Here is a 282-nt window from a genome sequence, read left to right on the forward strand (position 1 = left end):
GCATTGTTAGCCTGCTCTGATGATGAAATATGTGTGCGTTGGAGTCAAATCTATACGCTTTCACCGCTTGTCGTCCGCTGGCAAAAAGGTGAGTTAACATCAGATATTCAAAAAGAAGTCGCGCTTGAAATTATTGCAGAGTGGCGTAAACGTTTGTCGAGTATCTCTTGGTTCATGCGTTGTCTAAATGAATTTATCGCTGTTAAAGCGAATAAAGAAGATAAGTGTAAGGGACGTTTCTGGGAAGGCAGATTCAAATCCCAAGCTTTGCTAGATGAGAAC

Annotated in this window: 1 pseudogene; it reads left to right on the plus strand. The window is 41.5% G+C overall.

Annotation, left to right across the window (positions count from 1 at the left end):
- Positions 1–282, plus strand: a pseudogene (locus tag CXF74_RS22775) (hypothetical protein); the annotation flags it as partial.

It is taken from the genome of Psychromonas sp. Urea-02u-13, from assembly GCF_002835995.1.
Lineage (GTDB): Bacteria > Pseudomonadota > Gammaproteobacteria > Enterobacterales > Psychromonadaceae > Psychromonas.